The organism is Rhodococcus sp. AW25M09 (genome assembly GCF_000333955.1).
Classification (GTDB): Bacteria; Actinomycetota; Actinomycetes; order Mycobacteriales; family Mycobacteriaceae; genus Rhodococcoides.
The window spans coordinates 16,582-29,927 of the sequence record NZ_CAPS01000031.1; the positions used below are offsets into that span (position 1 = coordinate 16,582).

A 13,346-nucleotide genomic window follows, 5' to 3' on the forward strand; every position below is an offset into this window, starting at 1 on the left:
GGTGACCCCTAAACCCAGTAGGGCACGCGGGCCCGGTACTTCTTGAGAGCGAAAATGGCCAGCGCCCATCCGACGACGGTGAAGGCGAGCACGATGTACCAGTGGTACGCCTGCTGATCCTCGCCGATCAGGGGAGCTCGGATGATGTCCAAGTAATGGAAGAGTGGGTTGATCTCGACGAGCTTGGCGCGGTTCGCGGCCTCACCGCCCATCGACTTCAGGCCCGAGGTGGTCCACACGATCGGCGTCATGAAGAACATCAGCGTGACGAAGCTGCCCAGGATCGGGGCGATGTCGCGGTAGCGGGTGGCCACGATGCCGAACAGAATCGACACCCACACTGCGTTGAGCAGAATCAACACCAGCGCCGGGATCGCGAAGATCACCGTCCAGTGCAGACCGCCGGGCGGCCAGAAGATTGCGATGATGATGACGTAGATCAGCATGTTGTGGCCGAGCAGCAGCAGTTGACGCCACACCAGTCGATAGACGTGCACGCTGAGTGCGCTGGGTAGCTGTTTGATCAGCCCTTCGTTGGCGACGAAGACGTCTCCACCTTCGAGGATCGCCGCACTGATGAGGTTCCAGACGATCAAGCCGACGGTCACGTGCGGGAGGAACTCACGCAGATCGATGTTCAGCAGCACCGAATACAGCAGACCCATGGCAATGGCTTGGACGCCGGTGGCGATGGTGATCCAGAACGGGCCGATCACCGATCTGCGATACCGCTGCTTGATGTCCTGCCAGCCGAGATGCAGCCACAGCTCACGCTGGGCGAAGCCGGTTCGCAAGTCGCCGAATGCGCGCCGATAAGTCTGTGAGTCCGAAACCGGAGCAGGCATCTGTTCTCCTGCCTCGCTCTCGGGGTCCTTCGCTGGTGCCGACACGACGATCGACACTACCTGTCTTCGGAGATAGCGCTCATTCCACAGGCTCCACTCGAGACGAACTAGCTCATTCCGCGGGCTTCACTCGTGACGACCTTGCTCATTCCGCGGGCTTCACTCGTGACGACCTTGCTCATTCCGCGGGCTTCACTCGTGCCGCATCACAAGTACTGGCCGGTACCGCTGCCGCCGTGCCCGCCGGCACCCGGGTCGCTCCTGCCGGGCCCGCTCCCGCCGCCCGGTGCGCCCATCACGCCGGGCGGCAACGCGCCCTGACGCATCTGCTCGAGTTGGGCGCGAGCGGCCATCTGCTGAGCGAACAGTGCCGTCTGGATGCCGTGGAACAAGCCTTCGAGCCAGCCGACGAGCTGAGCCTGCGCGATACGCAGTTCCGCGTCGCTGGGGACGACGTCGTCGCCGAACGGCAGCACCAGACGCTCGAGCTCGTCGCGCAGTTCCGGTGCGAGTCCCTGTTCGAGTTCCTGAATGGACGACTTGTGGATTTCCTTCAGGCGCGTGCGGCTGGCGTCGTCGAGCGGTGCGGCCCGCACTTCTTCGAGGAGTTGCTTGATCATGGTGCCGATCCGCATCACCTTTGCGGGCTGCTCGACCATTTCCGACAGGCCCGACCCGTCGGCCGAATCCTCGTTCGCAGACGATCCGGCGGCGCGGGCGGCAGCGGCTGTGGCTTCCTCGCGGCTCAAGGCAAGCGGCTCTCCATTGGGGCCGATCACAACGACATGGTCCCCGGGGGCACTGTTCGGCTCGGATTGGGTCATGAGTCCATCTTTACGCGTCGCTCGTCGTTGCGCGATCGTCCGGGGCGATTATCCTGGTCCGGTCGTCGGGAACTGCGGAGATCGGGAGGGATCGAGCGTGCAAGATGGGCAGGCGGTCCCTGAAAATGGGGACGTGGAACACACCCTCGACCGGTCGGCGCTTAGAGTATCCGGCATGGGTTACGACGTCGCGCGAGTGAGAGGTTCCATCCCCTCGCTCGGCGACGGTTGGATTCATCTCGACCCTCAGCTGGGGATGTTGATTCCCGATAGGGTGTCGACCGCTGTGTCGACGGCGTTCCGCCACAGTGCGTCCAATCATTCGGCCGGCAACACCTCGGCCAAGCGGAGTGCAGCTCTGCTGGAATCGGCTCGTGTTGCGATCGCTGACCTGGTGGGTGCCTATCCGTCCGGGGTTGTCATCGGACCGGACCGCGCGACGCTGCTGTCCTGGCTTGCGGAGTCGTTGAGCTCGCGACTCGGCCTGGGAACCGGGCTGGTGCTTTCGCGTCTGGACGAAGAAGCGAACGTGGCACCGTGGCTGCGGGTGGCCAGCAGAACAGGCGCACATGTGCGGTGGGCCGAAGTCGAAATCGATACCTGCGAGCTGCCGACCTGGCAGTTCGACGACCTGATCTCCTCCACCACGCGACTGGTCGCCGTCACCGCGGCGTCTCCGATCGTGGGTAGCGCGCCCGATGTTCGGGTTGCAGCCGATCTGGTGCACGAGGTCGGCGGGCTGATCGTCGTCGACGCGGCCGGAGCAGCTCCGTATGCCCACGTCGACATCAAGGAACTCGGGGCCGACGTCGTCGCCATCGACGCTGCCGCGTGGGGCGGCCCGTCTGTCGGCGCGCTGGTCTTCCGGGACCCGACGCTGCTCGAACAACTGCCGTCGATGTCGCTCAATCCATCGGCCAAAGGGCCGGAGCGGCTCGAGGTCAGCAGTCATCAGTACGCGTTGTTGGCCGGGGTGGTGGCGTCCATCGACTACCTGGCCAATTTCGACGACGCTGCGACGGGAACTCGCCGTGAGCGCCTCGAGCGCTCGATCGGATCGTTGCAGCACTACCACGACGGGCTGTTCGACTACCTGTTGAAGGCGCTGAATTCGCTGGACCACGTGATGGTGCTGGGCAATGCGCCCACGCGTGTCCCCACCGTGAGCTTCACGGTGGAGGGCATGCCTGCGGTGAAGGTGTCCGAGCAACTCACTCAGGCCCGGATCGGCAGTGTCAGCGGAGTCCATGGGGGCAGCCGTCTGCTCGACGCACTGGGAGTCAACGACGAGGGTGGTGCCGTCTCAATCGGTCTGGCCCCGTACACCACCCGCTACGAAATCGATCAGCTCGTCAAAGCGCTCGCTTCGCTGGCACTTTGAGAGCGGCTGCGCCGCACGTGTATGGAACTTCGTCGCCCACTACGAAGTTCCACGCACGACCCCTGAACTGCGCTACTGGACTCGCAGAATCACCTTTCCGATGGTTTCGGCCTCGTCGAGCATTCGATGTCCTCGAGCTGCTTCGGTTATCGGAATCTCGGCGTGTACGACGGCGGTGACGCGACCCTCGGAGATCATCGGCCACAGGTGCGCAGTCATGTCCGCGACGATGTTCGCCTTGCTCGACGGCCCGGTCTCGGGGCGTCCACGTAAACCCGCCGCGTGCACCGAGCCACGTTTGGCGAGGAGCTTGCCGAAATTGAGCTCGCCCTTCACCCCGCCCTGCATCCCGATGGTGACGACCGTGCCGTCCATGGCCAGGGCATCGATGTTGCGGTCGAGGTACTTGGCACCCATGTTGTCCAGGATCAGATCGGCACCGTGATCGTCGGTCTGCGAACGGATCTCGGCGACGAAGTCTTGGTTCTTGTAGTCGATCATGATGTCGGCACCGAGATCGGCACACATGTCCAGCTTGTACTTCGAGCCGGCAGTCACCGCGACGGTGACGCCCATCTGCTTGGCCACTTGGATTGCGTGCGTGCCGATTCCGCTACCGCCGCCGTGGATGAGCAGCACCTGGCCCGAGCGCATGTGTGCGTCCATCACCAGGTTGGACCACACGGTGGAGGCAACTTCCGGAAGTGCCGCGGCCACATGAAGATCGAGGCCCCGGGGAATGGGGAACAGCTGGGTGGCGGGCACGGCGACCTGTTCGGCGTAGCCTCCACCGGCCAACAGCGCGCAGACCTTGTCGCCGACGTTCCAGCCGCTGACACCTTCGCCGAGTTCGGAGATGATGCCCGAGCATTCGAGCCCGAGAATCTCACTGGCGCCGGGCGGTGGTGGATACGCCCCCTGACGCTGCATCAGATCGGCCCGGTTGACGGCGGTGGCCGAGACATCGACGATGACCTGCCCGCGCCCTGGACGGAGGCCGGGTACCTCAGTCCATTCCATGACGTCGGGATCGCCGAACTCTTTCAATGTGATGGCGTGCATGCATCCATGATGCGCCACCGCTGCCGCAGGCACCCCTACAGGTCCCAGAGGTTGATCCCGAAGTCCTCGGCGTGCTGGTCGATCTGCCCGAGTTCGTCGTCGGTGAAGTCCAGGTTGTCCAGCGCTGCCACGTTGTTCTCGAGCTGCTCGACGCTCGATGCGCCGATCAGTACCGATGTCACTCTTCGGTCGCGCAGGGCCCAGCTCAGCGCGAGTTGCGCGAGAGATTGGCCGCGAGTGGCCGCGATGTCGTTCAACGCTCGCAGGTGTCCGATGTGGTCGTCGGTGAGCCAGTCCGGGTTCAACGACTTGCCCTGCGCTGCTCGCGAATTCGGCGGAACGCCGTCGAGGTACTTGTCGGTCAGCATGCCCTGAGCCAGGGGTGAGAACGCGATGACGCCCGCGCCCACCGCGTCGAGTGTGGCGAGTAGTTCGGGTTCGATCCAGCGGTTGACCATCGAGTAGCTGGGCTGGTGGATCAGCAGGGGAACACCGGCATCGGCCAGCAGGTCTGCCATCTTCTGTGTCCCCTCGGGCTTGTACGAGCTGATGCCCGCGTACAGCGCCTTGCCTTGCTGCACTGCGCTGATCAGTGCCCCGGCGGTCTCCTCGATCGGGGTGTCGTGGTCGGGCCGGTGGCTGTAGAAGATGTCGACGTGGTCGAGGCGCATCCGCGTCAACGACTGATCCAGTGAGGACAGCAGGTATTTGCGAGAGCCGCCGAAGCCGTAGGGGCCGGGCCACATATCCCAGCCGGCCTTGCTCGAGATGATCAACTCGTCGCGATATCCGGCGAAATCCTCCGAGAAGATGCGTCCGAAATTCTTCTCGGCACTGCCATACGGCGGGCCGTAGTTGTTGGCCAGATCGAAGTGCGTGATACCCAGATCGAAGGCGCGACGCAGGATCGCGCGCTGGTTCATAAGTGGTACGTCGTCGCCGAAGTTGTGCCACAGTCCCAACGAGATCGCCGGGAGTTTCGGCCCGCGGGACCCCAATGGTCGGAAGACCATGGATTCGTATCTGTGGGCCGAGGCAACGTACGGCGGGTCGATGTTGGGATCTGTCATAACTCGACAATAGGTCTCGGGTTGGAATCGAACATTCAACCAGCGCAAGCTACTCGTGAGTAGATTTCTTGCTTAGGATGACGCGCGTGACGACCGAATTAGCCATTGGTTCCGGGGGGGACCCGCAGTGGCTCGACACTGCGGAAATGCGAGCATGGCGTGCCTATGTCGATGGCGCGCAACGATTGATGGGGGTACTGAACAAGGATCTGCAGGACGGCCACGACCTGTCGATGGCGGAATACCGCATCCTGGTCATGTTGTCCGAATCGATCGACGGCTCGATCAGGATGAGCGAGCTGGCCGACGGTGTCCTCTCCTCGAGAAGTCGCCTGACGCATCAGATCCGGCGCATGGAAGTTCAGGACATGGTCTCTCGCAGCACCTGCCTCGACGACGGTAGAGGTGTGCTCGCCGTGATCACCGAGGAAGGCCGTCGCCGATTGGCGGAGGCGGCACCCACGCACGTCCGCAGCGTCCGCAGTCACCTCGTCGACATCCTCTCGCCGCAGGAGCTCGAGGTGCTCGGCGACATCTTCGAGAAAGTCGACGCCGCGATGGACGCGTCCGGTACCGCACCGCGACGGTGAGGGGCGATTGGGACTCTCGTTGCCCGGCCGTTTAGAATCGCACACGGAAGCGTGGCAGAGCGGCCCAATGCACTCGCCTTGAAAGCGAGAGACGTGTAAAAGCGTCCGGGGGTTCAAATCCCTCCGCTTCCGCCATCGAGCAAGGCCCTGATCTCACCGAACGGTGCAGATCAGAGCTTGTCCTTTAACGGTGTGGTCCGCTGATCGGCTCTCCAGTGGTCTAAGCCAAGGGACGCTGAACATCTGACGGGCATCGGTTACGAGCCGCCGCCCGCGAAGAAGGCCAGCAGCGCCGAGGCAGGATCGATGACCGTCGACAGGTTCGCCGCCGCGACGACGCCGAAGGACAGTGCGAGCAGCAACATGACCGTCGCGGTGATTCCGCGCAGCCGACGCTCGTTCTTGTCGAGACGAGAACGCCGCCACACGGCGATGCCGCCGGCCAGGAGCAGCAGCGTCGTCAGTCCTGCGCTCACCACCACTGCTGCGTGATAAACCCTGAAATCGCTCACCAAGGCGTCGAGCACGGGAGTGGATGCGCCGGTGCGCAGCTCTGCGGTGATCCGATCGGCTGTGGTCGCGACCGCCTGATCGGATCCGTCGGTCGGGAGAAAGCTCACTACCGAGGACAGCGGTGCTACTGAGCCTTGGATGTTGGCGACCACGATCAGGAGCGCTACCAGTGAGGCAAGTGCACCGAGTGCGCCGAATGTGCCGAGCGCCCACCTCCGGCCGCGACGGTCCGCGGCGACGTAGCGACGCCACACATCGAACAGCAGTACGGCGAGGACGGTAAGCAGGAGGGCGGCGGCCACGGCCTTGACCACGTGAAACCCCTGCCAATACGCAACGACCTGGGCCAGAGCGACTCCTGGTTTCGCCTCACCGGTCGCCCAGTACTCGACGAATGCGGGGCGCACCCGCGTCTCCAACGACCGACGAGTGATGGACCCGCTGCCGGGCCACACCTGAGCGATACTCGACGGCAGGACAGCGACTGCGACGGCAATAACACAGGCCACCAGGGTGAGGATCGGCGTCATTCTGCGTGGTTTCAACGTGCTGGACAGTGCCGTAGTCGCCACCGACAGATCCTTCCCATCGACCACCTCGGGCACGGTGGACGATACGTCGTCGACGGTATCGCCGACGAATGGGTATCAATACCGGTCGAGCGGGTACTACCTGCGCATGAGCGAACAAGCACGGCGCAACGACGGCGACAACGAGGGCCCCATGGAGGAGGAACTCGAGGAGAGTTTCGACGCCGTCGTATCCGAAGGTGCCGAGCGCTTGCACCGCACCGTTCGCACCGTGCTGATCACCGGATTCTTCGGCGGGCTCGAAGTTGCGCTGGGTGTGATGGCGTACCTCGCGGTGCTGGACGAGACCGACAGCCATCTGCTGGCAGGCCTGGCGTTCGGCATCGGCCTGGTGGCGATCTATCTCGCCCACGGTGAGCTGTTCACCGAAGATTTCCTGATGCCGATCGCCGCGGTGGTGTCCCGCGACGGAACACCTCTGCAGCTGGTGAAGTTGTGGATCGGGACGCTGCTGTCGAACCTGCTGGGCGGGTGGTTGGTGATGTGGTTGATCGCGCACGCGTTTCCGCAGTGGCTCGAGGTGTTGTCCGAGGCAGCGCATCATTTCGTCGACGCACCGCTCGATCTGCAGTCGATCTGCCTGGCCGTTCTCGGCGGCAGCACGATGACGCTACTGACCCGCATGCAGCAGGGAACGACCTCCGACGTCGCACGGATCATCGCCGCCATGGCAGCCGGCTTCTTACTGGCCGGATTGCAGCTGTTCCACTCGATTCTCGATTCCCTGCTGATCTTCGGGGCCATCCACTCCGGGGCCGACGTGGGCTACCGCGACTGGATCGAATGGTTCGGCTACACGGTGGTCTTCAACATCATCGGCGGCGTCGTACTGGTCACCGCTCTGCGGTTGGTGCGCACGAAGGAGCTCGTGAAGTCCGAACGAAGAAAGAATCCTGAGTAGTCGAGTGGGGCTGGGGTTCACGGACTGCTGTCCGACGCCCATCGCGCCAAGCTCAGGCCGGTCTCGAAGCGTCGGATCGATTTGGAGATCGGATCTTTGAATTCGATTGAGCTGGCCAGTAATTGAAGTGGGTCGGTGAAATTTTCGACGGCCCGGTCGGTGGCCTTCGGGTAGAGATCGTCGCCGAGGATGGGTACACCGAGTGAATTCATGTGCAGTCGCAGCTGATGGGTGCGGCCGGTCAACGGCGTCAGTCGGTAGCGCCCCAGCCCGTCTCGATGATCCAAGAGTTCGACGGTGGTGTGCGCGTTGGGTTCACCGACCACCTCGCGGGCGGTGAATTGCCCCTTCTCCGAGACGATTCGACTGCGGACGACGGTGGGCAGCGTCAGGGCCGGGTCATGGGGCGCAATCGCCTCGTACTCCTTGTGAACCTTCCGATCCTGAAACAGGGTTTGATACGCGCCGCGAAGACTCGGGTCCACGACGAAGAGAACCAACCCTGCCGTGACGCGGTCGAGTCGGTGAGCGGGTACCAGCTGCGGTAGATCGAGTTCCCGACGCAACCGCACGAGTGCGGTCTGCAGAATGTGCCCGCCGCGGGGGATGGTCGGCAGAAAATGCGGCTTGTCGATCACCAGCAGTGCGTCGTCCCGGTGCACGATCGAGATGTCGAACGGTACAACGGTTTCCGTCGGGAGATCGCGGTGGAACCAGACCGCCTCGCCGGCCACGTACGGGGCGTCGGGCGAGAGAGGGCCGTTCATGTCGACGATGTCGCCGGCTGCGAGCATCGCGTCGATCCGGTGCGGGGGGATGCGTCGTTCGCTCGCAACGAGAAAGTCGCGGACGGTGCGCCATGTTCCGTCCTCGGGCATCCGAACTCGGGCGGGATCGAGACCGTGCCGCTTCGCCAGGGGCGGCTGCTGGCGTCGTCTCACCGAGTGAGCGTAGCTGCCCGCCGAGGTCGCACTTGTGCAGATATTTCGGGTCGATCTACCTGCACAAGTGCGAGTTCGTCACTCGCAGCCGATGCCGTCGTTGTCGCGGTCGAGATGCTGGCCGAAGCCGTAGTCGCCGCGATAGACCGGTGCGGCACCCGCGGCACGGGCTGCATCGCAGTTCTTGTACTCGAATGTGGACGGTGCTGGCGCAGATCGCGGCGCAGGTGCCGCCTGCAGGGAAGGAGGCGGGGGCGGTGGCGGCAGAAACACGGGGCAGAACTGAGCCGAGCCGCTGTTGCACAGGAAATCGGTGATCGGATCGGCTGAGGCGACTGCGGGTGCAGTGACCATTGCAGCAGCGGCGATCATGCCGCTGATACCTATCTTGACCAGTCGGTTCTTCGCGTTCATGGAACTCCAATCGAGGGGGTGTGATCCGGATCATCCTCGCCATTTGATTTAACTGTCAATGAAGTCATTCGCCTGACCGATGCCTGCCGGGATGGGAATCTCGAGAGCAGTGCAGCCCGACTGTGTTTGAAATGAGCCCATCGGGCGTATTTACGAACGTATGAGCGAAAACGAGCAGGTCAATCAGAACCCCGAGAAGGATCCCGACGACTGGGTCACCGGTGACGAGCCGATGACCGGGCCGCAGAAGAGCTACCTGGGCACTCTCGCGCAAGAGGCAGGCGAGGACGTTCCCGCGGATCTCAACAAGGCGCAGGCGTCGGAAATGATCGACAAGTTGCAGGGCGAAACCGGCCGCGGCTGAGTGTCCGGATCGGAAGTCCACTCGATGTGACATCGACCCCCGAAATCAGCCGTTTCCGGGCCCAGGTATCGGCTATCGAATGTCACATCGAGTGGACTTTGCGTCGTTGTATCAATGACTGCATCGGACCAGGTGAACCGGTATTTTTTCGGTACATCTAACAAAGGTTCATGCAGACTTTTGTAGCTACTCGCGCACGGCTATTGTGATCGGACCCACAGCTTTGGCGTGCGCGCATATCGGTGGGTACGTTGAGTAACAGATGTTGTTTGTGTTGCGCCCGAAGGGGCCGCGCAGGGGGAGAGTGGGCAATCAGATGCACCGTCGTGTGTTGGCAGTAGCGGGAGCTGTCTTGGCAGTTTCTCTGCTCGGGTCGGGTCTGGCCGGTGCGCAGCCACTGCCCGGTACCGGCAGTGCTGATGGTGGCGGTGCGGTGCCCGGTATCGGCGCTCAGTCCCTCCCGTTCGCGTCGGCGCGTATCGATCGTGTGGACATGTTGACCGACCGTCGCGCGGCGGTGTGGGTGGAGTCTCCAGCAATGGGCCGAGCTATTCAGGTCCAGGTACTTCTTCCGGCCGCGCAGGCCGTGTCTCGTCCGACGCTCTACATGCTCGATGGTGTGAGTGCGGGCAAGGAATCCGATTACAAGGAAAGCACCTGGACGCAGAAGACCGACATCGTCGACTTCTTCGCGGACAAGCAGGTCAATGTGGTGCTCCCGGTCGGTGGATCGAGCAGTTACTACACCGACTGGAACGTCCCGGATCCGATTCTCGGTGTGAACAAGTGGGAGACCTTCCTGACGTCGGAGTTGCCGCCGCTGATCGATGCGCGTTTCTCCGGTAACGGCACCAACGCGATCGCAGGTGTGTCGATGGGTGCCCAGGCCGCGATGGATCTGATCACGCGTCACCCCGACCTCTACACCGGTGTCGCCGGTCTGAGCGGTTGCTACGACAACTCGCAGAACAATTTCAAGGATGCGGTACGGGCCACAGTCGCGATGAACGGCGGCAACGCCACCAACATGTGGGGCGAGAACTCCGATCCTCTGTGGGTCGAGCACGACCCGTCTGCCAACGCGGAGGCCCTGCGCGGCAAGGACGTCTACATCTCGGTGGGTACCGGGCTGCCCGGCCCGTACGAACTCGGCCCCGGTGGCAGTGGAGTCGAAAGTGCCCTCCAGGGCGGGCCGCTGGAGGCCGCGGCGCTGTACTGCATGACTGTGTTCGATACTCGGCTACGGGCGCTGGACATCCCCGCTACGGTCGTTTACCGCCCCTACGGCATCCACGGCTGGCCGTACTGGCAGGACGATCTGCGTGAGTCCTGGCCGACGCTCGAACGCGCGCTAGGCCTGTAGAGCACACTTCAGAAACGCGTCGTTCTCGTGCGGGTCGCCGATGGTGACCCGCACTCCGTCGTTTCCATAGGCGCGTAGCAATACGCCTTGCTCGGCTGCAGCGGCAGCGAATTCACCGGACCGCTCGGCCAACGGAAGCCACACGAAATTGGACTGAGACGGTCCGACGTCGAAGCCGCCTGCGACCAGAGCGTCGCGCACTCGGTCACGTTCGGCGATGAGCGCATCGGTGCGCGCCAGAAGCTCTGCAGACGCCTCCAGTGACGACAGAGCTGCCTGCTGCGCAATCGTGCTCACAGCGAACGCGATGCGCACCTTGGACAGTGCAGTGATCACGTCGGGATCGGCCACGGCGTAGCCCACCCGCAAGCCGGCGAGACCGTACGCCTTCGAGAAGGTGCGCAGCACGATGACGTTGCGTCGTCCGCGCGCGAGCTCCACGCCGTCGATGTGATCGCCGTCGGTGCCGGGACGGGTGTACTCGAAGTAGGCCTCGTCGAGCACCACGAGGATGTTCGACGGCACCGCATCGAGGAACGCCGTGAGCTTCTCGCGTTGGACGACAGTTCCAGTCGGGTTGTTGGGGTTGCATACGAAGATCAGATGGGTGCGCTCGGTGATCGCCGCGAGCATCGCGTCGAGATCGTGCACGTGGTCCGCGGTCAGTGGAACCTGGATGGGCGTCGCGCCCGCAACACGGGTGATGATCGGGTACGCCTCGAACGAACGCCACGCGAACAGCACTTCGTCGCCGGGGCCGCAGGTGACCTGAACGACCTCCTGGCACAGTGCAACCGAACCGTTACCCACCGCGACGTTCTCTTCCGCGACACCGAGCTTCTTCGCCAACGATTCGACGAGCGCCGTCGCCCGAATGTCCGGGTAGCGGTTGACTCCACCGACAGCCTCGACAATGGCGTCACGCACGCTGGCCAGCGGGCCCTGCGTCGTTTCGTTGCTCGCCAGCTTGATGGCACCCGGGAAGTTTCGGCCGGGAACGTAGGCGGGAATGGCGTCGAGGTCGGGGCGGATGTGCGCGGTCACGAGTGCCATTATGCGCCCGGGTTCGGGGTTGACTTCTACGCGTCCGTGATATTGCTGTGCGCGACCGGGCCGATCGTCCTATCTTCGTTAAGTATGTCGGGAATCTTGAAAGACTCCGCAGTCCTTCGTTCCGCCTCTGCGCCTTCGGTGGGTGCAGACGACGTGGTGGACACGTCCGCGCACGAATCTCCCCCGCAAGAAAAGGTGCCGCTGACGGCCGTCGAACCGGACGGACCACCGCGCGGCGGAATCGTCGTCCTGCACGAGGCGCGCGAGGTCCCCGAGTCTCTGCTCGATCTGCTGCGTGCACTCGCATTGGAAGGGTGGCTTGCCGTCGCCCCGAATCTGTTTCATCGAGGTCACGGCGATGACAAGGAAGTCTTCGGTGACGACCTCTTCGCGGACTTCGACGCCACCTCCGACTGGCTCGTTCAGCGCGGGGTCTATCCCGATTGTGTCGGAGTCATCGGTTTCGACGACGCAGGCACCGCAGCGTTGATCGTGGCTACCAGCCGTCCGGTCGGGGCAGCGGTCAGTGTCGCCGCAGCGGGCATCGTCGAACCACTCAACTCCGAGGCAGTCGCGTTGGTCGACGCTGCACCCAAGCTGCAGGCCCCCTGGCTCGGTCTCTACGGCGAGGACGACCCGCACACCCCACCAGATCACATCGAAGCCCTTCGCGACGCTGCCACGCGCTCCTCAGTGGCCACGAACGTCGTCAGCTATTCCGGTGTGAAGCATCGCGCCGACTATCAACGGGAGCAGCCCGGCAGCAGTGACCACAGCGATCCGGCCGAGGCCGCTCTCGTCGATGCGCAGACGCGAATCTTCGACTGGTTCGACAGCTTCATGCGCTGACGAGCAACAAGCATCTTTTACGCGAACGCCGTGCGAACCTGAGGCGTCGACCAGCCGTTTTGCCTTCTGGCCTCCGCTGTGGGTAATCTCTTTCCTCGGCGGTCCGAGAGGGCCGGCAGCCTAGGAGGCGTGCCAGAGCGGCCGAATGGGAGTCACTGCTAATGACTTGTCCTTTCACCGGGACCGGAGGTTCAAATCCTCTCGCCTCCGCCACGAACGGTAGAGTTTTACCGTTCAGCTAGACCAGTTGGATAACTGAACATGCGCCCGTAGCTCAACGGATAGAGCACCTGACTACGGATCAGGAGGTTAGGGGTTCGAATCCCTTCGGGCGCACAGAAAAGAGCCCCTGAGCTGCGAATATTCGCAGCTCAGGGGCTCTTTCAATGTGTTGGATGTGCCTCCCACTTAGCACAAACGATCTCTCCGGCAGCGTAAGTGTCGAGCGATTCGGACGACAGTGGGCTGGTTGGACGTTGGTAAATAGATAGCTCTGAATTGCTGCCGGACAGCCGAACCGACGTCGACTGTGCGCCTGACTCCAGCGGGCAAGGCGGGCCACGTTGTTCTAGGTCGGGTCCGATCC

The 13,346-nt window shown here is 63.3% G+C and carries 14 protein-coding genes and 3 tRNA genes; 9 read left to right on the forward strand and 8 right to left on the reverse strand.

Features of this window, described 5'->3' with window-relative positions; all coding sequences use genetic code 11:
• Positions 1-8 precede the first annotated feature (8 nt).
• Positions 9-845 carry a galactan export ABC transporter permease subunit Wzm/RfbD gene (wzm, locus tag RHODMAR_RS05525; protein ID WP_008712183.1) on the reverse strand — a complete coding sequence of 279 codons (837 nt, stop codon included), beginning with the start codon at positions 843-845 and terminating at the stop codon, positions 9-11.
• A 206-nt stretch (positions 846-1,051) separates the two neighbouring features.
• The gene (locus RHODMAR_RS05530) at positions 1,052-1,669 is read right to left on the reverse strand and encodes a bacterial proteasome activator family protein (protein ID WP_008712187.1); all 618 of its coding nucleotides are present in this window, start codon (positions 1,667-1,669) and stop codon (positions 1,052-1,054) included.
• Positions 1,670-1,844: 175 nt separating this feature from the next.
• Here RHODMAR_RS05530 and RHODMAR_RS05535 point away from each other — a divergent pair, with 175 nt between their 5' ends.
• Positions 1,845-3,050 (forward strand): cysteine desulfurase-like protein, encoded by a 1,206-nt coding sequence (locus tag RHODMAR_RS05535; protein ID WP_042938130.1) that lies wholly within the window; start codon positions 1,845-1,847, stop codon positions 3,048-3,050.
• A 72-nt stretch (positions 3,051-3,122) separates the two neighbouring features.
• On the opposite strand, the gene RHODMAR_RS05540 is transcribed toward RHODMAR_RS05535, so the two are convergent.
• Together RHODMAR_RS05540 and mgrA are read right to left on the reverse strand one after the other, a co-directional pair.
• Positions 3,123-4,112, reverse strand: a complete 990-nt coding sequence (locus tag RHODMAR_RS05540) for an NAD(P)H-quinone oxidoreductase (protein ID WP_008712190.1) — start codon at positions 4,110-4,112, stop codon at positions 3,123-3,125.
• Positions 4,113-4,147: 35 nt separating this feature from the next.
• A complete protein-coding gene (gene mgrA / locus RHODMAR_RS05545; RefSeq protein ID WP_008712192.1) occupies positions 4,148-5,182 on the reverse strand; it encodes an L-glyceraldehyde 3-phosphate reductase in 1,035 nt (344 codons plus the stop codon).
• A gap of 77 nt (positions 5,183-5,259) precedes the next feature.
• On the opposite strand from mgrA, the gene RHODMAR_RS05550 reads away from it, so the two are divergent.
• Together RHODMAR_RS05550 and RHODMAR_RS05555 are read left to right on the forward strand one after the other, a co-directional pair.
• Positions 5,260-5,772 (forward strand): MarR family winged helix-turn-helix transcriptional regulator, encoded by a 513-nt coding sequence (locus RHODMAR_RS05550; protein ID WP_008712193.1) that lies wholly within the window; start codon positions 5,260-5,262, stop codon positions 5,770-5,772.
• Between the two features lie 45 nt (positions 5,773-5,817).
• Positions 5,818-5,907 (forward strand) — tRNA-Ser (locus RHODMAR_RS05555).
• Between the two features lie 122 nt (positions 5,908-6,029).
• On the opposite strand, the gene RHODMAR_RS05560 is transcribed toward RHODMAR_RS05555, so the two are convergent.
• On the reverse strand, positions 6,030-6,881 hold the full coding sequence (locus RHODMAR_RS05560; protein WP_157225995.1) for a hypothetical protein: 852 nt from the start codon (positions 6,879-6,881) through the stop codon (positions 6,030-6,032).
• Positions 6,882-6,963: 82 nt separating this feature from the next.
• On the opposite strand from RHODMAR_RS05560, the gene RHODMAR_RS05565 reads away from it, so the two are divergent.
• Positions 6,964-7,776 (forward strand): formate/nitrite transporter family protein, encoded by an 813-nt coding sequence (locus RHODMAR_RS05565; RefSeq protein ID WP_042938165.1) that lies wholly within the window; start codon positions 6,964-6,966, stop codon positions 7,774-7,776.
• A gap of 17 nt (positions 7,777-7,793) precedes the next feature.
• Here the strand turns inward: RHODMAR_RS05565 and RHODMAR_RS05570 are convergent, their stop codons facing one another.
• Together RHODMAR_RS05570 and RHODMAR_RS05575 are read right to left on the reverse strand one after the other, a co-directional pair.
• Complete coding sequence (locus RHODMAR_RS05570) at positions 7,794-8,717, reverse strand: pseudouridine synthase (protein WP_232433587.1); 924 nt, start codon at positions 8,715-8,717, stop codon at positions 7,794-7,796.
• A 78-nt stretch (positions 8,718-8,795) separates the two neighbouring features.
• Positions 8,796-9,131, reverse strand: a complete 336-nt coding sequence (locus tag RHODMAR_RS05575; RefSeq protein WP_008712199.1) for an excalibur calcium-binding domain-containing protein — start codon at positions 9,129-9,131, stop codon at positions 8,796-8,798.
• Between the two features lie 160 nt (positions 9,132-9,291).
• On the opposite strand from RHODMAR_RS05575, the gene RHODMAR_RS05580 reads away from it, so the two are divergent.
• Positions 9,292-9,495, forward strand: a complete 204-nt coding sequence (locus RHODMAR_RS05580; RefSeq protein ID WP_008712200.1) for a DUF3072 domain-containing protein — start codon at positions 9,292-9,294, stop codon at positions 9,493-9,495.
• A gap of 316 nt (positions 9,496-9,811) precedes the next feature.
• The gene (locus RHODMAR_RS05585; protein ID WP_042938167.1) at positions 9,812-10,858 is read left to right on the forward strand and encodes an alpha/beta hydrolase; all 1,047 of its coding nucleotides are present in this window, start codon (positions 9,812-9,814) and stop codon (positions 10,856-10,858) included.
• Here RHODMAR_RS05585 and hisC read toward each other — a convergent pair.
• Positions 10,847-11,902: a histidinol-phosphate transaminase gene (gene hisC, locus RHODMAR_RS05590; RefSeq protein WP_042938168.1), complete on the reverse strand. Its 1,056-nt coding sequence runs from the start codon at positions 11,900-11,902 to the stop codon at positions 10,847-10,849. The two genes, RHODMAR_RS05585 and hisC, sit on opposite strands and share 12 nt — an antisense overlap.
• A gap of 93 nt (positions 11,903-11,995) precedes the next feature.
• Between hisC and RHODMAR_RS05595 the strand changes: the two genes are divergently transcribed.
• From RHODMAR_RS05595 to RHODMAR_RS05605, 3 genes are all read left to right on the forward strand, one after another.
• Complete coding sequence (locus RHODMAR_RS05595) at positions 11,996-12,760, forward strand: dienelactone hydrolase family protein (protein WP_042938133.1); 765 nt, start codon at positions 11,996-11,998, stop codon at positions 12,758-12,760.
• A gap of 123 nt (positions 12,761-12,883) precedes the next feature.
• Positions 12,884-12,973: transfer RNA gene (locus tag RHODMAR_RS05600), tRNA-Ser, on the forward strand.
• 50 nt (positions 12,974-13,023) lie between these two features.
• Positions 13,024-13,096: transfer RNA gene (locus RHODMAR_RS05605), tRNA-Arg, on the forward strand.
• The last annotated feature ends 250 nt before the right edge of the window (positions 13,097-13,346 follow it).

Excerpts from the sequence above, each read along its gene's own strand:
- wzm (WP_008712183.1), bottom strand. The coding sequence starts at position 845 with ATGCCTGCTCCGGTTTCGGACTCACAGACTTATCGGCGCGCATTCGGC.
- RHODMAR_RS05530 (WP_008712187.1), bottom strand. The coding sequence starts at position 1,669 with ATGACCCAATCCGAGCCGAACAGTGCCCCCGGGGACCATGTCGTTGTG.
- RHODMAR_RS05535 (WP_042938130.1), top strand. The coding sequence starts at position 1,845 with ATGGGTTACGACGTCGCGCGAGTGAGAGGTTCCATCCCCTCGCTCGGC.
- RHODMAR_RS05540 (WP_008712190.1), bottom strand. The coding sequence starts at position 4,112 with ATGCACGCCATCACATTGAAAGAGTTCGGCGATCCCGACGTCATGGAA.
- mgrA (WP_008712192.1), bottom strand. The coding sequence starts at position 5,182 with ATGACAGATCCCAACATCGACCCGCCGTACGTTGCCTCGGCCCACAGA.
- RHODMAR_RS05550 (WP_008712193.1), top strand. The coding sequence starts at position 5,260 with ATGACGCGCGTGACGACCGAATTAGCCATTGGTTCCGGGGGGGACCCG.
- RHODMAR_RS05565 (WP_042938165.1), top strand. The coding sequence starts at position 6,964 with ATGAGCGAACAAGCACGGCGCAACGACGGCGACAACGAGGGCCCCATG.
- RHODMAR_RS05575 (WP_008712199.1), bottom strand. The coding sequence starts at position 9,131 with ATGAACGCGAAGAACCGACTGGTCAAGATAGGTATCAGCGGCATGATC.
- RHODMAR_RS05580 (WP_008712200.1), top strand. The coding sequence starts at position 9,292 with ATGAGCGAAAACGAGCAGGTCAATCAGAACCCCGAGAAGGATCCCGAC.
- RHODMAR_RS05585 (WP_042938167.1), top strand. The coding sequence starts at position 9,812 with ATGCACCGTCGTGTGTTGGCAGTAGCGGGAGCTGTCTTGGCAGTTTCT.
- RHODMAR_RS05595 (WP_042938133.1), top strand. The coding sequence starts at position 11,996 with ATGTCGGGAATCTTGAAAGACTCCGCAGTCCTTCGTTCCGCCTCTGCG.